Consider the following 17,998-nt stretch of genomic DNA (forward strand, 5'->3'; position numbering starts at 1 on the left):
CAACGCATCAACGCTTAGCGCACCAGAGCGGCCAGCGGCGGCAGCGTTTTTTCATAAGCGCTTTCGAGCACGTCGAAGCAGTCTTCGCAGCTATCGCGACGGCCGCGCGCGAGCGCGCGAATCAGCCGGAATTGCATCACCATCGACTCCGACGCGATGCGTTGCGCGGCGGCCGGTATCGTCGGCGGAATCTCGAAGCCTTGTGCGAACAGCCACTGCAGATACTTCGACAGAAACTCGAAGTTCGCGCCGAGCTGCCGCATCAGATTGAACGAGTACAGGTGGAAGTACGCCTCGTCGCGATCGAACAGCATGTCGAGATGCGTGGGAAACGCGGCACGCCATTGCGATATCGGATTGGTCAACGGGCGCCGTTCCAGATGCGCGCACAGCAAGTCCGCCGACGCCTGCGCGAGCGCGCTGCCTTCAAGCGCGGGGCGCGCCTGCTTGGCGAACTCGACGTAGGGAAACAGCAGATCGGCTTGCGCGGTGAAATGCGGCAGCTTGCGAAACACGCCGTCGTAGTCGTCGCCCTCGAGCCGGTGATAGCTGGTGTTGTGGAAATAGCCGAGGCGACGCGCGGCGGTGTCGACGAAGTCGATGCCGATCGTGGTCTTCGGATGCTCACTGCGATACGAGGTCGCGCGCGTATCGGGCAGGTAGTAGCCGTCCACCTCGACGAGCACGGTATGTCCGCGCAGTGTCTGCGCGAGCACGCGTTGTTCGAGCGAGTCGTAGATCGCGAGCTCCTGCACCTGGATGCCGTACAGGCGTCCGAGATCGTCGAGTGGAAACTTGAAGAACGTGAACTGATCGCCTTCGAAATCCTGTGTGACCGTAAACGCGAGCGCCGCGCGCGGATCGAGCCCGAAGCCGTGCAGCAGCTCGATCCATAGATCGACATAGCAGTTGGTCTCCTGCCACACGCGCTCGCCCTGATGCAGCGCGTGCGCGACGTGTTCGCGCCACGGCGTGTCGCCACGGGGCGCCGCGCCGTCAAGCGCCGGACTCGGCGATGGCTTCATGCGCGCTCCGTGGCGACGCTTGACGTTGGCGTCGACGGCGCCGCCTGCAGCGCATGCGCGACGCGGGTTTCGGTATCGCCCCACAGCAGCGCGCGCACTTCGTCGGGCCACGTGTTGACGTCGAGCCCATGATGACGGAACAGCGCGAGGGTGATGCGTTCCATGCCGAAGCCCACACAGCCCGTATGCGCAGTCGCACCGTCGTGGCAGGCGATCTTCCAGATCGCGCCGAAGTGGTCCATGTGATAGTTGAACGACAGGCAGGCCGTCTTGCCGCGCGGGTCGGCGACCGGGATCAGCAACTCGAACTTGAGCGCCTGCGAGCGCTGGCTATCGGCGACGATCTTGCCGCCGCGGCCGAAGAACGGATCATTCGCGAGATCGACTTCGACCGGCAAGCGCAGCAGCTTCACGAGCAGCGAGCCGCGCTCGATCCACATCTGGCGGAACGCCATCACCTGCTCGGGACTGCCGAGGCGCACGTATTCGCGTTGGCGGAACATCTGCATGCGGCCCGGATCGAGCGATGGCTCATGGCGAAAGCAGTACGACAGCACGTCGACCGTGCGGCCGCCGGCGGGCAGGGGGCCGCGCCGCGCCATCACCGGATAGATCGGATAGCAGGCGGCCGGCGTCAGCACGACGCGCGTCGGTTTCTGTTGCGCGAGCCATGCGTCGCCGCGATCGTCTTCGCTGTCGGCCATCGCATCGTCGAGCGCGCGCAGCAGACGGTGGTGGCCCATGTCGTTGCCGCAGAACGAATGAATGGTGCCCGCGAGATTCGGAAAACTCTTCAGGTACTCGCTATCCTCGAAGTCGGTGCGGCGCATCGCGGGCGGAAAACGCAGTACTTCGGGCTGCTGATCTTTACCCAGCTGCGTAATCGCCACGTTCAGACGGTCGATCACGTCCTCGAAAATCTGGCTGCGGCCATACAGCCCGTTTTCCCCGGTATCGATCAGCAGGCCGGCGGCCAGCATCTCGTCGCGCAGCGTGAGGGAAGGCCCCAGATCGGCGGCGGCCGCGGCGACAGCGGCGGTATGGGTCATCAGCTTCATTCAGGCTCTCCCCGGCGCGGCAGGACGTTGCGCGAGCAGCAGACTCGCGGTGTTCTGCGCGATGCGGTCGTTATTGATCATCAAGGGCGCCGAGTGCAGGTCGCGCAGATGGCGGCCGACGCTATAGGGCGTGCCGTTCTTGTAGCCCGCCATGCCGCAGATCATCAGCACCTGCTGGACGACCTGCAGCGCGGTGGTCGAGATGCTGGTCTTCAGCGTGTTCATGTCCGACGCGAAACCCAGCATGGCCGCGAGCGGGGCGTCCGCTTGTGCTGCGCCGTCGCGTGCCCGATGCGCGGCGCGCGCGGCTTCCAGCGCGACCGACAGACGCGCCTGCATCATCTGCAGCAGGCCGACCGCTTCAGCCAGCCGCAGGCCCGCGGGCGGCATCGTGCCGGGCTTGGCGCGCGCCTGCGCACGGAAGAACGCCTTCGCGCGATTGACCGCGTCGAGCGCGATGCCGGTCCACACCGACGCCCACAGTATGTGCGACACGGGCAGCATGGTCTGATCGGCGATGTCGGCGAACGGTGTCGCGAGAATCTGTTCGGCCAGTCCCGTCGCGACGAGCCGGAAGCCCTCGCTGCAGGTGCCGCGCATGCCCATCGCGTCCCAGCCGCCGCGCCGCTCGAGCTGCGTATCGGCGCGCAGCGCCACGATCAGCAGCTGGTCGGACGCGGCCGCGTCGGCGGTGCGGCGCGCGGTCACCAGGATGCCGTCGGCGTGCGCGCCGTAGGAGATCGTCGGGGCGAGCTTGTCGATCCGAAACCGCGCGCCATCGAGTTCGACCGAGCACGCGCTGGTGCGCATGTTGCCGCCGATCGTCTCTTCCGACGTCGCCGACGCGAGCAGCCATTGCTGCTCGGCCAGCTGCGCGAGCAGGCTCGCGTGCCAGGCCGAGGCGCCGCGATGCGAGTCGATGCACGCGACCTGGATCTGATGCATCGCATAGATCATCGCCGTCGACGCGCAGCCCTGCGCGAGCGTCTCGCAGATCGCGCCGATATCGGCAAGCGACAGCCCTGCGCCACCGTAAGCGCTCGGCACCATCGCCGAGAGCAAACGCTCGCCCTTGAGCGCGTCGAACGCCTCGGCCGGAAAGCGCGCCTCGCGGTCCACGGCGTCCGCGTGCTGCGCGGCGATGGCCGCGCAACGATGCGCTGCGGCACGCCATTCGGGACCGGACGCGAGCGCGGTCAGCGCCACGTTGGCAGCGGCGTGGCCATCGTGGGTCTGTGTGTCGGTAGTCGAGTTCGCGGCCGCCCCGGAGGCCGCCGCGGCGGCCTGATCCAGCAGCGGTGCACTCATGCCGCCGCCTTAGCCCGCTGCAGCTCCGTGATCGCGGCGGCCATCGAGTCGAGGCTCGAGAATAGTCGGCGCGTCAGCATACGGTCAGGAATCTCGACGTTGAATTCGTCTTCCATGGCAAGCATCAGATGCACGGTCGCGAGCGATGAGAGTCCGGCAGCATAGAGGTCGGCGTCGTCGGCAAGACTATCCACCGGGACATCCAGGCGTGCGGATTCGGAAAGGATGCGTCTCAATGCAGTCTTCATGCAGTGTTCCCCTTATGTTCGAAGGTCTGTCGGTTGGTGCCCAGCTCGAACGATCGGCGGCACCTGATTTTCGTGTGTAGAGTCCGGGCGGTGCGATGACCGCGGCGCGCGTGCGCGATGTCGCAGTGCCGTGATGCAGATGGATCTCGGTTGAGCCATCTGCGATAAGCGGCCTGCGCTTCATTGACTCGTATTTAAGAATTGTCAAGCCCGAGCGTCAGTGCGATGGCGCACGGAAGCGCATCTTTCGCGCACGTACCGTGTAGCCCATGATGAGGGACCGTCATGGATCGGGCTGCCGTCGCGCACGCCAGGCGTTGCCGGTCCGCCGAGATTGTTGACCACCCGGGGACGTGATGAACTGGAAAACGCTGGAGTTCGATCAGCTATCTGCACGTGAGCTATACGTCGTGCTGCGTGCGCGCAGCGCGGTATTCGTCGTCGAGCAGTCGCATGTATGCCTCGACCCGGACGGTCGCGACGAGCAGGCCTTGCATGTGTTCGCGGTCGAGGACATGGCGCGGCCGATGCCGGTGCTCGCCTATGCGCGGGTGCAGCCCGGCGATTCCGAAGATCCGGAAGTGACGATCGACAAGGTGCTGACGAGCCCGCTGCGGCGCGGCGACGGTACCGCGGAGATGCTCATCGAGCGCGTGCTCGAAGCGGTCGCCGAACGCTGGCCGGGACGCGCCACGCGCGTGAGCGCACCGCTCGGCTTGCGCGGGTTCTACGAGCAGTTCGGTTTCCGTAAGACGGAGGGGCCGTACCTCGAACACGGCGCGCCGTTCATCGGTCTCACGCGTCAGGTGCGCGGCGCGCCGGCGCGCTTCGGTTCGCGGCGCCGCGAGCGCGGCGCCGCATCGTTCGTCAACACGTTCGAGCTGTTGTAGTGCGCGTGGGCCGGTTACGCCTGGTCAACCCTGCATCCAGGTCTGCCGCCGCTTAGCGGTGAACCTGCGTCATTGAGTCGTGCGCCGCGCGCTTAGCCTTGCGCCGGTCCGGACCACGGCACGAAACGCAGCCACAGCCTGTAAAGCGCAGCGCGCAACTCGCTCGATCCAAGCAGCGACATGCCGAAGTTCGCTGCGCTCAAACCGAGCGCGACGGCGATCGCCAGCAGCAACGCGTCGATCGAATCCGCGAGCGCGAGCGCGACAAGTAAAAACGCCAGATGCGCGAGCATATTGCGCACGATCGTCCACGCATGCAGTCGTGAGAATGCAAGCAATACGGAATAATCGAATAGCGCTTTCAGCACGACGACGAGCGCCGCGCCCATGATCCCGAACCAGTGGATGCCGCACCACAATGCGCCGGTGAAGAACGGCAACTGCAGCCAACTGACGCTAGCCACCGCCGCGGGATGGGTCTGCGCCTGCAACAAACTGCTGAGGATGCTCGACTGCCCGCTCAGCCACACGCCGAGGATCAGCACGCTCGCGACCGGCGCCGAGGCGGCGAGCTGCGGTCCGAGCCACAGCAGCAGGAACGGCTTCAGCGCGAACAGCGCGACGATCATGCACGGCGTAAAAGCCCCGTTGAGAAACGCGAGCGCGTGGTGCGCGAGCACATCCGCATCCTCGCGCGACGCCGCCGACAGACGCGGAAACAGGGTTCGCACGATCGCGAGCGGCAGCAGGTTCAATCGATTGATCAGGTTTTGCGGCGTCGCATAGTAGGTGACGAAGCGCGCGCCGAGCAGCCCGCCGACGAGCACCCGGTCGAGCGTCGACGCAATCATGTTGGCGCCGGAAAACATCAGCAGCCAGCGGCCGTAGCGAAACAGGCCGATCATCAAACGCCAATGCGGCATGCGCATGCGGCGAATGTGGAGCGCGCGAATCGCGGCCACGCCGAGCAACAGGCCGGCGACCAGACGCGCGATCACGGCGGCGGGAATCGCGATCGCGAGCGACGGCGAAAAGCAGACGATCGCCGCGATCGGCAGCAACTGGAACAGCGCGGTGCCGAACATCTGGTTGATGTTGTAGCTCGCGAAGCGCTCGACGCCGGTGATCGCGCCCGCGAACACCCAGGTGACGTTCGCGATCGGCACGGCGACCGCGATCCACGGCAGGCTCGCCATCACTTCATGCTGGAACGTCGGCTCGATTTTTACGCCGTAGGTGATGTAGACGATGGTGGCCGCATAAATCAGCGCACCGCCGATGATGCCGGTGCCGAGATTCATGAAACACGCGCTCCAGAAAATCGGTTCGATCGAATCGTCGTTGGCCGCGCGGGCCTTGGCGATCTGATTTTCCGTCGCGAGACTGGTGCCCAGATCGAGGACGCTGAAGTAGCCGATCAGCGTCCACAGCAGATTGATCACCCCATAGCGCTCGACGCCCAGCAGATGAATGTAGGCGGGCACGGTCACGAGGGAAACGAAGGTCGGCGCAACGGCGCCGGCAAAGTTGACGAAGATGTTCCTGACGATGCTTCTTTCCATGTTCCATTGTCCGGCCGTTGAGGCGTGAGCCTATCGTGTGATTTTTCTCGTCGGCGTTGCCGCTGGATAGAGACATTTTCGCGCGCACATGGGCGGCGGCGGGAACGCGTCGCAGTGTTGCATCTTGCCCCCAGGTGCCGCGTGGCTGTGTGGGTGGCCGTACAGATAGCCGCGATTGGGCGGGGGTTAAATGTCAGAGGTGTCGATGCGCGGGCATGCTGCACTGCACCACCTGGCCATCGAAGCGCAAGCGCAGCTCGAATCGGAGTCCAAACGAATGCGGTGGGACGCACATAACGGGAACAGCACCTTTGTTGTAATGACTTGAAAGAAAGAAACCGTAAGGAGCGGACTGTGAGACCCATCGTCTTCGACGGCAACTTCGGCTGGTTGCATTCAGCCCACGGCCCGGATGGCGTTGTGATGTGTTCCCCGTTTGGCTACGACGCGCTGTGCACCTATCGCGGCATGCGCCGGCTCGCCGAGCGACTCGCCGCGCGCGGCATGCCGGTGCTGCGCTTCGACTACCCGGCGACCGGCGATTCAGCCGGCGATCCGAGCGACGCCGGCCTGTGGCGCGCGTGGATCGACAGCGTCAAACAGGCGGTCGCGCAGCTGCGCGCGGCGACCGGCGTCGAGCGTGTGACCGTGTGCGGTTTGCGTCTTGGCGGCATGCTGGCCGCGCTCGCCGCGCAGGAACTCGGCGACGTCCACGGTCTGGTGCTGATGTCGCCGGTGCTCTCGGGCAAGACCTACCAGCGCGAATTGCGCGCGCATTACCGGCAGTGGCTGAAGTTGCCGGCCGCGATGGATTGCGTGGTCGAGCCCGATACCGACGAGTTCGTCGAAGCCTATGGATTCCGCATGTATCGCGACACGCTCCAAAGCCTGCACGCGGCGGAGCTGTTTCGCGCGACGAGCCGGCCGGCCGCGCGCGTGTTGCTGCTCGATTCGCTCAACCCTGTGCGTACCGATGCGCTCGCCGCCTATTACACGAAACATGGCGTGGAAGTCGAGCGTCGCCCGTTCGACGAATATAGCCGCTTCATGATGGAGCCGCTCGACAGCGAGATACCGCACGCCGCGTTCGAATCCATCGAGAACTGGCTGGCGGCGGGTGGTGCGCGAGCTCACGGCATGGCGAGCGTGCCCCGGCGAGGCGAAGAGCCGGCGAGCGGTCACCATGTCGCGCCGGGGTTGCGCGAAACACCGGTGTGGCTGAACGACGGCAAGGTGTTCGGCATCTACTGCCTGCCCGACGGCGCCGCGGCGGCGAGCGCGCCCGCGGTGCTGCTGCTCAATACGGGCGCGGTGTCGCGGATCGGCAATGGGCGTTTCGGCGTGCATTTCGCGCGGCGCCTCGCGCGCCAGGGGATCGCGTCGCTGCGCATCGACGTCGGCGGTGTCGGCGACAGCATGCCGTCGTGCGACACGCTGAGCCTCGACGCGCTGTACTCGCAGTCGAGCGCCGACGATGCGGCGTGCGCATCGCGCTGGCTCGCCGCGCGCGGCCATGCCGGCGCGGTGCTGCTTGGCATCTGCTCCGGCGCCTACACCGGCCTGCATGCGGCGACGCGCGAACCGGCGGTGGTGGGCGCGGTGATCGTCAACGTGCAGAAGTTCAGATGGCATAACGTCTGCGACGAACACGGCAAGCCGATGATCCCGGTGTCCGAGTTCGGTTCGACGCGCAACTACATGCGCTCGATGAAGCAGCCCGGCAAGTGGCTGCGCATGCTCAAGGGGGAGACCGGCGGCTGGCGCATCCTGCGCGAGGTGGTGGTGCGCCACCTCGCACGGACCGGCGAAACGCTGGCGGACCGCATCGAGCAGCTGTGCGGCCTCCAGCTCGGCGCGCGCGAGGAGCGGCATATGTTCGCCAGCCTCGATGCGCGGGGCGTCGACACGCATCTGGTGTTCGGTGTGCTGGACGAAGGCGTCGAGGAACTCGAGCGCTACTTCGGCGTGCGCGGTGCGCGGCTCGCGCGCTTCGCCCGCATTCACGTGGCCTTCTGCAAGCACACCGATCACGCGATCCTGTCGTCGGTGGCGCAGCAAAACATCATGTCCTACGTCGAGAACGTCTATCGCGACGGCTTTGCGAAGCTGCGTCAACCCCGCGGCGCGGCCCTCGACGGCGAGCTGCGCAGGCAGCAACCGGAGCATGACGAAGATCGCGGCGCGGACGCGTTGCGTCCGTTCGAAGAAGCATAGGGAGTGTGTGCGAAATGAATCGGATAGTTGAACCAGGCAATCCGCTCGCGACACAGGGCGGGACTGCCGCCGCGCTTCGCGAACTGACCGTGCAGCCGGTGATTCTCGCGGGCGGCTCCGCTACGAGGCCGTGGCCGCTGTCGCGCGAACGCGATCGAAAGCAGCTGATCGGGCTGATGGACGAGCAATCGCTGCTCGAAGCGACGCTGCGCCGGCTCGACGACGCGTTCGACGCGTTCGACCCGGCCGCTCACGACGCGGCGCGCACCGCGCCGCTGGCCGTACCGCTGGTGGTCTGCGCCGAGGAACCGCGGCTGCCGACGCTCGAGCGCGTCGGGCAGTACCGCAAGCCGGTGCGCATGCTGCTCGAACCGGTGGCGCGCAACACCGCGCCGGCGCTCAGCGTCGCGGCGCTCGCCGCGCGTGCGTCGAGCGTGGCCGGCGACGATCCGATCCTCGTCGCGCTGTCCGCCGATCATCCGATCGCCGATCGCGCGGCGTTCGGCGCGGCGCTCAACGAGGCGCTCGGGTATGCGTCGCGCGGCGCGATCGTCACGCTCGGGGTGCCGCCGCAGCGCGCGGCGACCGGCTACGGCTATATCCGCACGGCCGCGGCATTGGGCGACCGGGGGGCGCGGGGGATCGCGCGCTTCGTCGAAAAGCCCGATGCCGAACGGGCCGAGCGCTATTTGGCGTCCGGCGAGTACTGGTGGAACAGCGGCATATTCGTGGTGCGCGCGTCAGTGTGGCTAGACGCGATCGGCCTGTGCCGTCCGCTGATCGCGGCGGCCTGCAAGGACGCATTCGCGGGCGCGAGCGTCGACGACACCGGCGCGTGGCATCTCGCGCGCGACGCGTTCGCCGCATGTCCTGCCGACTCGGTCGACCATGCGGTGATGGCACGCATCGGCAGCGACGCGCGCCTCGTCGGCGTGACGGTGCGGCTCGACGCGGGCGGCTCGCACGTCGGCGCAGCGGACTCGGTGCGGGATGCGTCGAGCAAGGTCGCGCGGCCGTGGGGCTTTGATGATCCGCTCGGACGTGGCGCGCGCTTTCAGGTGGCGTCGGGCGGCTATCCCGGCGAAGACGACCTGGTGCGCTTCGACGATCGGTACGGCCGCGGGCAGGGGAGCGCCCATGCGCGCCACGGCACTTCAGGCCGATAAGCCAGCCGATGAAGCGCCGCCGCCGTCATTCGACGAGCGGCGCTTTCGGCATGCGCTCGGGCGCTTCGCGACCGGCGTGGTGGTGATCTCGACCGGCAGCGGCGAGAGCCTTCACGCGATGACCGCCAACGCGTTCATGTCGGGGTCGTTGAAGCCGCCGCTGATCGTCGTCTCGGTCGGGCATCGGGCGCGCATGCATGCGCGGCTGATGGATGCCGAGCTATTCGGCGTCAGCGTGCTATCGGCAGCGCAGGAGCCGTACAGCCGCCATTTCGCGGGCGAGGCGCAAAGCCGCTTCGCGCCGCCTTGCGCGCCGCGCTTCGCGGCGGTCGACGGCCTCGTCGGCGTCGTGCTGCTCGAGCACGCGGCTGCGCGCTTCGCCGCGCGCGTGGTGGACCGCCATGCGTGCGGCGACCATACGCTGTTCGTCGGCGAGGTGCTGGTGTTCTCGCTCGACGAGCACGCGCCGCTGCTGTTCTTCGGCGGCCGCTATACGTCGGTCGCGGCGAGCGCGTCGAACGAAGATTCGGTGTGATGCCGAATGCTGACCAGACCCGCGTAAATCAGACGATTTCATCTCGCAACGTGCGAATGCGCACTAATCAAAGCCCGCAACGCAGGCACGCTTTGACGAGCGAGCTGTGTGCCTGGCGAAACAGATGGCGTTACATGAAAGAAACAAATCTTCAGAGGGATAACCCTGTCAGGAAGTGTCCCAACTGGCGCATCTGTTTTGAAGCTAGCAACGTATCGAAAAACGATCCTATTTGCATAGCAACGATACGTACGGGCCCTTCATTCACAGGCCACGCGGGGTCAACACCGCTTCGGGGATATGTCATGGAACACGCAAACAAGGATCGCTCGTTGGTGAGCAAAGTCATGGACGGCCTCGTCAGCGGCATCGTCGAGGAGAAATACGGCGCGATACTGCCGCCGCAGGATGTGCTGTCGAAGGAATTCGACGTGAGCCGCACCGTGATGCGCGAGGCGCTGTCGATGCTGCTCGCGCGCGACATGCTCGACGTGCGGCCGAAGATCGGCACGCGCATCCGGCCGATGAGCGACTGGCGCATGATCGACGAGGACGTGGTCAACTGGCGTTTTCGCGCGAAGCCCGATCCGATGTTTCTGCGTGACGTCATCGAGTTTCGCATCCTGATCGAACCGCGCGCGTCGGCGCAGGCGGCCGCGCGCGGCAATGCGGCGGACGTCACGGCGATTCGCGAGGCGTTCGAGGCGTTTCGCGTGATCCGTCCGGCCGAGGCCGGTTATCAGGAAGCCGACGAGCTGTTCCACACGCGTATCGTGATCGCGAGCGGCAATCAGTTCTTCAAGCAGATGGCGGCGATCATTCGCGGCGCGCTGTCGACCGTCAATCCGATCGTGCACGACCGGGAAGGGCTGTGGGAGAACGCGGTCGCATCGCATCAGCGCGTCGTCGAGGCGATCGAGCGGCGCGATCCGAAAGAGGCGGAACTCGCTTCGCTCGCGATGATCGATGACTCCACCGAGGACGTCGGCGGCCGGTTTTCCGTGGAGCCGCCGGCGCGGAGGTGAGCGAAGGTTCGAGTGCGGATTCGAGTGCGGGTTGAGCGTATCGGGGAGCGCTTGGCCGCGGGAGCGGCGCGCGGGTGTCGAAGGTCGGTGCGCGGCGCGCGCAAGCGGCATCGGTGACAATAGCGGCTGTTTCGAACCGCACGGACCTTTGCACACACGATGACAGACACGACAGCGGCACCGCACGCACCCACCGCCCAACCGACCCAGCGGGCAGCGCAGGACAACACTTCATCGCGCGAGATCCGTTGGGGGATCGTCGGTGCCGGCCGGATTGCGCACCGCTTCGCGCAAGGGCTCGCCTACGTGCCGCGGACGTGTCTCGCCGCGCTGTGGTCGCGTCGCGTGGAACCGGCGCGGGCGTTCGCCGACGAATTCGGCGGGACCGTGTGCGGCAGCTTCGACGCGTTGCTCGCGAGCGGCATCGACGCGCTCTATATCGCGACGCTGCAGGACAGCCACGCCGACTACGCGATCGCCGCCTTGCAAGCCGGGCTGCACGTGCTGTGCGAGAAACCCGCGTGCATCAATCGTGCGCAGCTCGAGCGCGTACTCACGGCCGCGCGCGCTTCGCAACGGCTCTTCATGGAAGCGATGAAGCCGCCGTTCTATCCGCTCTACACCCGCTTGCGCGAGCACCTGGCGGCCGAGCCGATCGGCGAGGTCGGCCTCGTGCGCGCGGGCTGCTCGGTGCCGGGCGTGCCGGACGATCATCCGTCGCTGTCGTTCGAGCATGCGGGCGGCGCGTTGCTCGATATCGGCATCTACGAGATGTTTCTCGCGGTCGACTGGCTCGGCGCGCCGCGCGACGTACAGACCTTCGGCCGGCTTGGCGCGACCGGCGTCGATACGTTCGCGAGTCTGAACAGTCAGCACGAGCGCGGCGGTATCGCGCAGCTGTTCTGTGGGCTCGACCTGCATGGCAGGGGCGATGCGCTGTTGATGGCCAAAGGCGGCCACGTGACGCTGCACGAGCCGTGGTGGAACCCGTCGCGCGCGACGATCCGTTACGCGGACGGTCGCGTCGTCGAACTCGACGAGCCGTTCGAAGGCGGAGGCTTGAACTACGAGACCGCGCACTTTTGCGAGCTGATTCGCGCCGGTCGGCTGGAGAGTCCGCTGATGCGGCACGACACGTCGCGCCAGATGATCGCGATGGCCGACGCGGCGCGCGCGGCGCTGGGACTCAGGTTCGCCGGAGAATGAGCCGCTCGCGTGAACCAAAGGGCGCGGGCGGCGCTCAGTGCCGCGTCGGCAGCGACAGACGCCGCTCGTACCAGCGCTGCGCCCACTCGAGCACCTGGCACAGCACCCAGTACACGGCCGCGGCCGCAAGATAAAGCGGCAGCGGCTGATAGGTCGACGCGATGATTTCCTGCGCGCTGCGCAGCAGCTCAGTCACCGTAATCACCGACACGAGCGAGGTGTCCTTGATCAGGCTGATCAGGCTGTTCGACAGACTCGGCACCGCGATACGCAGCGCCTGCGGCGCGATCACGTAGCGCAGCGTCTGGCGCCGCGACAGCCCGAGGCTGTACGAGGCGAGCCACTGGCCCTGGTGGATGCCCAGAATCGCGCCGCGCATGCTCTCGGACAGATACGCGGCGACGTTCGCCGACAGCGCGATCACGCCGGCCGGCGTCGGATCGAGTGAAATGCCGAAGCTCGGCAGACCGTAATAGATCACAAAGATCTGCACGAGCAGCGGCGTGCCGCGCATCACGCTCACGTAGACGCGCGCGATCCAGTTCAGCGGACGGCTGTGGCTGATGCCCATCAGCGCGAGCACGGCGCCGCCGATCAGGCCGAAGATCATCGACAGGATCGCGAACTTGATCGTCAGCAATGCGCCTTGTGCGAGCACCGGCAGCGATTGGAGCAGCAGGGAGGTGATGGACATGGGCAGTGTTCTTATTGACGCACAAAGCGCACATCATAAACTTTGGCGCGCCTTAAGACGCGGGGCGCTCGATGGCGCTTGGGGTATACGCGACGCGCGGTTCGGACCCGGGGCCTCGCGCGTGCCCCGCAAACGCGAAGGGCGGCACCGTGGTCGATGCCGCCCTTCGTTGGACTCCACGCGCGTTACTTGATCGGCTTGCTGACGTCGATGCCGAACCACTTGTCCGAGATCTTCGTGAAGGTACCGTCCGCTTCGAGCTGGGTCATCGCGTTGTCGATCGCCTGCGCGAACTTCGGGTTGCCCTTCCTGAACGGAATGCCCGACGGATTGCCCGGGCCGACGTTCGCGCCGGTGCGCAGCGGCAGGTTCGAGTTCTTCAGCAGGTACGCGAGCATCAAACGGTCGTTCAACGCCGCGTCGAGCCGGCCGGCGGCCAGATCACGCAAGTATTCGGGCGCGCCCGGGTAGGTCTTCACGTCGATGCCCGGCACCGCTTTCGCCATGTCCATGTAGTTCGTGCCGAGACCGACGCCGAGCTTCTTGCCCTTCAGGTCTTCGAGCGAATTGAACTGGCGCGTGTCGTCCTTGCGCTGGATCAGCTGCGCGGCCGAGTAGGTGTAAGGCGGCGAGAAGTCGAGCGTCTGCTTGCGCGCATCGGTGATGCCAACCTGGTTGACGATCACGTCGAACTTGCCCGCCTGCAGACCGGCGATGATGCCGCTCCACTCGGTCGTGACGAACTGCGGTTTCACGCCGAGCTTGGCCGCAACCGCCTTGGCGATGTCGACGTCATAGCCGACCAGCTCGCCCGACGGCGCTTTCGAGTTGAACGGCGGGAAGGTTCCTTCGAGACCGATGCGCAGTGTGCCGCGCTGCTTGACCTGGTCGAGCAGGTCTTCCGCGTGCGCGGCAACGGCGGTCAACGACGCGCCGACGAGCGCGGTGGCGAGGAGCTTTTTCAGCAGGCCAAATTTCATCGTGTTCCTTTTGTACGTCTGACGTTTTGACGGTCGAGAGCATAGCAAACGGCACTATCACAACCTAAATACCGTTTGTTTATGTCTATATGCGCCGGCGGCGCGAATGCCTAGCGCAGCGCCTGCGCGCATTCGGCGACGAGCGCCGGACCGCGGTAGATGAAACCAGTATAAAGCTGCACCAGCGACGCGCCGGCCGCGAGCTTCGCGCGCGCATCGTCGCCCGAGAAAATGCCGCCGACGCCGATGATCGGCACCGCCTCGCCGAGTTCGGCGCGCAGCTTGCGGACCACCGCGTTCGACGCGTCGAACACCGGCTTGCCCGACAGGCCGCCGGCTTCGTCGCCGTGCTGCATGCCGGTGACGGCAGTGCGCGAGAGCGTCGTGTTGGTGGCGATCACGCCTTCGAATTGGTGGCGCAGCACGGTGTCAGCGATCGACTTGATCTGCTCGTCGTCGACGTCCGGGGCGATCTTCAGCGCAAGGGGCACGAGCTTGCCGTGCAGGTCGGCGAGCCGTTGCTGTTTGTCCTTCAGCGCGGCGAGCAGCGCGTCGAGTTCGTCGGCGCCTTGCAACTGGCGCAGATTTTTCGTATTCGGCGACGAGATGTTGACCGTCACGTAGCTCGCGAACGGGTAGACGCGCTCGAGGCAGTACAGGTAGTCTTCAGCGGCGCGCTCGATCGGCGTATCGGCGTTCTTGCCGATGTTCAGGCCCAGAATGCCGCGATAGCGCGCGGCCTGGACGTTCTTTACGAACTGGTCGACGCCAGCGTTGTTGAAGCCCATCCGGTTGATCACCGCGTTGGCCTGCGGCAACCGGAACATGCGCGGGCGCGGATTGCCCGGCTGCGCGCGCGGCGTCACGGTGCCCACTTCGATGAAGCCGAAGCCGAGCGCCGCCAGACCGTCGATGCACGCGCCGTCCTTGTCGAGGCCCGCCGCCAGTCCGACGGGGTTGCGGAACGTCAGGCCCATCACGGTGCGCGGCGAATCGGGCACGCGCGCCGCGAGCGCGCCGGCCAGACCGGTGCGGCCGGCGGCCCCGAGCATGCGCAAGGTCAGATGGTGAGCGTCTTCCGCGTCCATGCGAAAGAGTTGGGCGCGAACGAGCGGATAAAGGGAACTGAGCACGGGAAGAAGCCGGACGGCCGGAAAATGGGAACCCGCTATTTTACCGGCTTTAGGCTCTATAACACTGGCAGCGCGTGGCCGGCGACGACCCGGACCTGGACGATGCCTCGACTACGGCCTGAGCGGCCCGCGCCGACCATGCAGCGCAAAATCGACCGGCGGCAGGTCGATAGCGGACGGATCGAGCACGCGCCACGCGCCGTCGATCAAGCCTTCGAGCGGCCGGAAATTCGCCTTGTAGGCCATTTTCGGGCTTTCGCGAATCCAGTAGCCGAGATACACGTAAGGCAGGTTCAGGCTGCGCGCCTGCTCGATCTGCCAGAAGATGTTGTAGGTGCCGAAGCTCGCGTGCGGCAGGTCCGGCTCGAAGAACGTGTACACCGACGACAAGCCGTCGCCGAGGATATCGATCATGCTGATCATGCGTAGCGCGCCCTGCGCGTCGGGGCGCCCATCGGACCGCGGCGACGCCGGCTCGCGAAACTCGACGAGCCGCGAGTTGATCCGGCTTTGCAGCAGGAATTGCTCGTACTGGTCGCGGCTGTCGCGATCCATCCCGCCGCCCGCGTGGCGCGCCGACTGGTAGCGCATATACAGCGCGTAATGCTCCTCGTCGTAGTGCAGTGGCGCGACGGTTGCCATCAGGTCGCCGTGCTTTCTCCATACGCGCCGTTGCGTGCGGTTCGGCTGAAAACGCTCGACCGGCACGCGCACCGGCACGCACGCGCGGCAGCCGTCGCAGTACGGGCGGTACGTAAACACGCCCGAGCGCCGGAAGCCCGCCTTGACGAGGTCCGTGTAGACGTCCGAATTGATCAGGTGACTGGGTGTGGCGACCTGCGAGCGCGCGATGCGGCCGTCCAGGTAACTGCAGGGATAGGGCGCCGTTGCATAAAATTGCAGCGCGGAAAGCGGAGATAGAGGCAGCTCGTTGGGATGAGTCACGTTGGCAGCTCTCGAAGCGTCTCTGGTAATGCAAACCCGGCGCGCCCGGCGGTTGATGCCGCTATTCGATGGGCGGCGGACCCGGGTACGGGCTGACTTTTCCTACGCCGCCCGCGCGAGGATTTCGAGCAGGGCGCTCTTGTCGAACCGCCACGGGATGGCCGGTGCGCCGACAGACGCGCGAACGTGCGCGACGAACGCCTTGCGCGCTATCTCGCGGCCGCCGAGCGACGCCAGATGCGACGTATTCTGCTGGCAGTCTATCATTTCTATTTCGTGACGTCGCAGGTGGCCGACCAGTGCGGCCAGCGCGATTTTCGAGCCGTCGGTGACGTCGGTGTACATCGATTCGCCGAAGAACATCCGGCCGAGCGACACGCCATACAACCCCGCTACACGCTTGCCCTCGAACCAGGTTTCGATGCTATGCGCATCGCCCAGGCGGTGCAGCGACGCATAGGCTTCGACGACGTCGGCGGTGATCCACGTACCGCGCTGGCCGCGGCGCGGCGCCTGCGCGCACGCGCGCATCACGGCCGCGAAGTCGTGATCGACGCGGATTTCCCACGCGTCGTCGCGCAGCACGTGCTTGAGCGTCTTGCGCAGCGATGGCGATACCTTGAACTCGGCGGGGCGCAGGATCATGCGCGGATCGGGACTCCACCACAACACCGGCTGGCCGTCTGAATACCAGGGGAAAATGCCGCGCTGGTAAGCGTCGATGAGGCGCGACGGCAGCAGATCGCCGCTTGCCGCGAGCAGACCGGGCGCGCCGCTCGCGGCGCCGAGCGCGCGCTCGACGGGGGGGAACGGATCGTCAGCGCCGAGCCAGGGAACCATGCGCGGCGCTCAACCTTCGCGCAGGGAGCGGAAGATGTCGCCGGTATGCAGGCCGAAACTGCCGGCCGCGCGATCGGCGAAAAAAAAGCGCAGCGTCTGGCCGACGGTCGGAAACGCGATCTCGTCCCACGGAATCTCTTGTTCTTCGAAGAGCTTGACTTCGAGGCTTTCCTCGCCAGCAGCAACGTCGAGATCGAGCAGCCGCGCCATGTAGAACAGATGGACCTGATGCACGTGTGGCACGTTCAGCAACGAAAACAGATTCTGCACCTCGACGCGCGCGCCGGCTTCCTCGAGCGTTTCGCGCGAAGCGGCTTCGGCCGTCGTTTCTCCCATTTCCATGAAGCCGGCGGGCAGCGTCCAGTAACCGTAACGCGGCTCGATCGCGCGACGGCATAGGAGCACTTTGTCGTCCCACACCGGTACCGTGCCGACTACGTTGCGCGGGTTCTGATAATGTACGGTGCCGCAACTGCCGCATACGAAGCGCTCGCGATTGTCGCCCGGCGGAATGCTCAGGCTGACGTCATGGCCGCAGACAGAACAGAATTTCATGGGAAAGGGAACGAGAAGGGGTGATAGGAGTTTATCACCGGGGCGGGGCGTGACTGAGGCCCGGGCAGAGGCGGCGCGACATGACGTCACCAATGCGCAGGTGGTCTCGGTGATGGACGGTTCAACGCCCACCGTGGGGTTCCTGTCAATTCTGCAGATGACAGCACCGCTGGCAGACACTGTCAGCGCACGGATTTTAGTCAATCCCGATTGCGGCGCGAGCTTCAGACAGACTGAAATATTCAACCGGCATCAGTCGATCAAATACGGATAAGTGACAATAAATACGATTTATACTCATCATCAATTCGCGGCACCGGTATTTAGTGATATTCGAGGAGCGACGTCTAGTCGGCAATCGGGACTTGGCGCCGTTGTGTAAGGATTCGAAAACGCCGCTCCGTTGCGCATGGCTTCGTCCGGCATTACAGGTAAAAGAACAATGAATATCCGTTGTTTCCGACGTGGGTTTAGCAGGCATCGGGGTATGCTCACTGCCGCTAAAGAAACGGCAACCGAACGTGGAAACTTGAGCCACGGTGAGGCGGGGTCATCGCTCGCGACTCAGCCCTTCATGCTGGTAGCTACCGGATTCGCTGCCGATCTCCCGGACA

At 65.7% G+C, this 17,998-nt stretch carries 18 protein-coding genes; 7 read left to right on the top strand and 11 right to left on the bottom strand.

All coding sequences use genetic code 11. The features are described from left to right. Positions 1-14: 14 nt before the first annotated feature. Genes BJG93_RS06375 through BJG93_RS06390 form a run of 4 tightly spaced genes read right to left on the bottom strand, consistent with a single transcriptional unit; the run spans position 15 to position 3,639 of the window. The gene (locus BJG93_RS06375; protein ID WP_027197480.1) at positions 15-1,025 is read right to left on the bottom strand and encodes a DUF1839 family protein; all 1,011 of its coding nucleotides are present in this window, start codon (positions 1,023-1,025) and stop codon (positions 15-17) included. After that, the gene (locus BJG93_RS06380; RefSeq protein WP_027197481.1) at positions 1,022-2,083 is read right to left on the bottom strand and encodes an amino acid--[acyl-carrier-protein] ligase; all 1,062 of its coding nucleotides are present in this window, start codon (positions 2,081-2,083) and stop codon (positions 1,022-1,024) included. The genes BJG93_RS06375 and BJG93_RS06380 overlap by 4 nt, the downstream gene beginning before the upstream one ends. Continuing rightward, entirely contained in the window at positions 2,084-3,391 is a 1,308-nt protein-coding gene (locus BJG93_RS06385; RefSeq protein WP_027197482.1) for an acyl-CoA dehydrogenase family protein, read from the bottom strand. Continuing rightward, positions 3,388-3,639: an acyl carrier protein gene (locus tag BJG93_RS06390; protein WP_027197483.1), complete on the bottom strand. Its 252-nt coding sequence runs from the start codon at positions 3,637-3,639 to the stop codon at positions 3,388-3,390. The genes BJG93_RS06385 and BJG93_RS06390 overlap by 4 nt, the downstream gene beginning before the upstream one ends. A gap of 356 nt (positions 3,640-3,995) precedes the next feature. Between BJG93_RS06390 and BJG93_RS06395 the strand changes: the two genes are divergently transcribed. After that, a complete protein-coding gene (locus BJG93_RS06395; protein WP_027197484.1) occupies positions 3,996-4,529 on the top strand; it encodes a GNAT family N-acetyltransferase in 534 nt (177 codons plus the stop codon). Between the two features lie 92 nt (positions 4,530-4,621). Here BJG93_RS06395 and BJG93_RS06400 read toward each other — a convergent pair whose 3' ends face one another. Then, positions 4,622-6,091, bottom strand: coding sequence for an oligosaccharide flippase family protein (locus BJG93_RS06400; protein WP_027197485.1), 1,470 nt, complete (start codon positions 6,089-6,091; stop codon positions 4,622-4,624). A gap of 354 nt (positions 6,092-6,445) precedes the next feature. Here BJG93_RS06400 and BJG93_RS06405 point away from each other — a divergent pair, with 354 nt between their 5' ends. The 5 genes from BJG93_RS06405 (at position 6,446) to BJG93_RS06425 (ending at position 12,237) form a co-directional block, all read left to right on the top strand. Further along, the gene (locus BJG93_RS06405; protein ID WP_027197486.1) at positions 6,446-8,305 is read left to right on the top strand and encodes an alpha/beta hydrolase family protein; all 1,860 of its coding nucleotides are present in this window, start codon (positions 6,446-6,448) and stop codon (positions 8,303-8,305) included. Between the two features lie 14 nt (positions 8,306-8,319). Further along, positions 8,320-9,471 (top strand): mannose-1-phosphate guanylyltransferase, encoded by a 1,152-nt coding sequence (locus BJG93_RS06410; RefSeq protein ID WP_027197487.1) that lies wholly within the window; start codon positions 8,320-8,322, stop codon positions 9,469-9,471. Continuing rightward, positions 9,443-10,006, top strand: a complete 564-nt coding sequence (locus BJG93_RS06415) for a flavin reductase family protein (protein WP_027197488.1) — start codon at positions 9,443-9,445, stop codon at positions 10,004-10,006. Before BJG93_RS06410 ends, BJG93_RS06415 begins: the two co-directional genes overlap by 29 nt. A gap of 305 nt (positions 10,007-10,311) precedes the next feature. Further along, a complete protein-coding gene (locus BJG93_RS06420) occupies positions 10,312-11,031 on the top strand; it encodes a FadR/GntR family transcriptional regulator (protein ID WP_027197489.1) in 720 nt (239 codons plus the stop codon). A 159-nt stretch (positions 11,032-11,190) separates the two neighbouring features. After that, complete coding sequence (locus BJG93_RS06425) at positions 11,191-12,237, top strand: Gfo/Idh/MocA family protein (protein WP_027197490.1); 1,047 nt, start codon at positions 11,191-11,193, stop codon at positions 12,235-12,237. A gap of 34 nt (positions 12,238-12,271) precedes the next feature. Here BJG93_RS06425 and BJG93_RS06430 read toward each other — a convergent pair whose 3' ends face one another. The 6 genes from BJG93_RS06430 to BJG93_RS06455 all read right to left on the bottom strand — a co-directional run bounded on the left by BJG93_RS06430 (position 12,272) and on the right by BJG93_RS06455 (position 17,384). Then, on the bottom strand, positions 12,272-12,931 hold the full coding sequence (locus BJG93_RS06430; RefSeq protein ID WP_027197491.1) for an amino acid ABC transporter permease: 660 nt from the start codon (positions 12,929-12,931) through the stop codon (positions 12,272-12,274). Positions 12,932-13,116: 185 nt separating this feature from the next. After that, positions 13,117-13,911 carry a cystine ABC transporter substrate-binding protein gene (locus BJG93_RS06435; RefSeq protein ID WP_027197492.1) on the bottom strand — a complete coding sequence of 265 codons (795 nt, stop codon included), beginning with the start codon at positions 13,909-13,911 and terminating at the stop codon, positions 13,117-13,119. A gap of 110 nt (positions 13,912-14,021) precedes the next feature. Next, the gene (locus BJG93_RS06440) at positions 14,022-14,999 is read right to left on the bottom strand and encodes a quinone-dependent dihydroorotate dehydrogenase (RefSeq protein ID WP_051374382.1); all 978 of its coding nucleotides are present in this window, start codon (positions 14,997-14,999) and stop codon (positions 14,022-14,024) included. A 156-nt stretch (positions 15,000-15,155) separates the two neighbouring features. Then, entirely contained in the window at positions 15,156-15,989 is an 834-nt protein-coding gene (locus tag BJG93_RS06445; protein ID WP_027197494.1) for an arginyltransferase, read from the bottom strand. A gap of 102 nt (positions 15,990-16,091) precedes the next feature. Beyond that, positions 16,092-16,829 (bottom strand): leucyl/phenylalanyl-tRNA--protein transferase, encoded by a 738-nt coding sequence (aat, locus tag BJG93_RS06450; RefSeq protein WP_027197495.1) that lies wholly within the window; start codon positions 16,827-16,829, stop codon positions 16,092-16,094. 9 nt (positions 16,830-16,838) lie between these two features. Further along, on the bottom strand, positions 16,839-17,384 hold the full coding sequence (locus BJG93_RS06455) for an NUDIX hydrolase (protein ID WP_071336537.1): 546 nt from the start codon (positions 17,382-17,384) through the stop codon (positions 16,839-16,841). Between the two features lie 49 nt (positions 17,385-17,433). Between BJG93_RS06455 and BJG93_RS06460 the strand changes: the two genes are divergently transcribed. Next, positions 17,434-17,658: a hypothetical protein gene (locus BJG93_RS06460; protein ID WP_027197496.1), complete on the top strand. Its 225-nt coding sequence runs from the start codon at positions 17,434-17,436 to the stop codon at positions 17,656-17,658. Positions 17,659-17,998: the final 340 nt, after the last annotated feature.

The sequence above is a fragment of the Paraburkholderia sprentiae WSM5005 genome, from assembly GCF_001865575.2.
In the GTDB taxonomy this organism is placed as follows: domain Bacteria; phylum Pseudomonadota; class Gammaproteobacteria; order Burkholderiales; family Burkholderiaceae; genus Paraburkholderia; species Paraburkholderia sprentiae.

Bases quoted from the DNA above. Each gene is read 5' to 3' on its own strand.
- aat (WP_027197495.1), bottom strand. From the start codon at position 16,829: ATGGTTCCCTGGCTCGGCGCTGACGATCCGTTCCCCCCCGTCGAGCGC.
- BJG93_RS06455 (WP_071336537.1), bottom strand. From the start codon at position 17,384: ATGAAATTCTGTTCTGTCTGCGGCCATGACGTCAGCCTGAGCATTCCG.
- BJG93_RS06430 (WP_027197491.1), bottom strand. From the start codon at position 12,931: ATGTCCATCACCTCCCTGCTGCTCCAATCGCTGCCGGTGCTCGCACAA.
- BJG93_RS06400 (WP_027197485.1), bottom strand. From the start codon at position 6,091: ATGGAAAGAAGCATCGTCAGGAACATCTTCGTCAACTTTGCCGGCGCC.
- BJG93_RS06425 (WP_027197490.1), top strand. From the start codon at position 11,191: ATGACAGACACGACAGCGGCACCGCACGCACCCACCGCCCAACCGACC.
- BJG93_RS06435 (WP_027197492.1), bottom strand. From the start codon at position 13,911: ATGAAATTTGGCCTGCTGAAAAAGCTCCTCGCCACCGCGCTCGTCGGC.
- BJG93_RS06380 (WP_027197481.1), bottom strand. From the start codon at position 2,083: ATGAAGCTGATGACCCATACCGCCGCTGTCGCCGCGGCCGCCGCCGAT.
- BJG93_RS06375 (WP_027197480.1), bottom strand. From the start codon at position 1,025: ATGAAGCCATCGCCGAGTCCGGCGCTTGACGGCGCGGCGCCCCGTGGC.
- BJG93_RS06395 (WP_027197484.1), top strand. From the start codon at position 3,996: ATGAACTGGAAAACGCTGGAGTTCGATCAGCTATCTGCACGTGAGCTA.
- BJG93_RS06385 (WP_027197482.1), bottom strand. From the start codon at position 3,391: ATGAGTGCACCGCTGCTGGATCAGGCCGCCGCGGCGGCCTCCGGGGCG.
- BJG93_RS06390 (WP_027197483.1), bottom strand. From the start codon at position 3,639: ATGAAGACTGCATTGAGACGCATCCTTTCCGAATCCGCACGCCTGGAT.
- BJG93_RS06440 (WP_051374382.1), bottom strand. From the start codon at position 14,999: ATGGACGCGGAAGACGCTCACCATCTGACCTTGCGCATGCTCGGGGCC.
- BJG93_RS06415 (WP_027197488.1), top strand. From the start codon at position 9,443: ATGCGCGCCACGGCACTTCAGGCCGATAAGCCAGCCGATGAAGCGCCG.
- BJG93_RS06420 (WP_027197489.1), top strand. From the start codon at position 10,312: ATGGAACACGCAAACAAGGATCGCTCGTTGGTGAGCAAAGTCATGGAC.
- BJG93_RS06410 (WP_027197487.1), top strand. From the start codon at position 8,320: ATGAATCGGATAGTTGAACCAGGCAATCCGCTCGCGACACAGGGCGGG.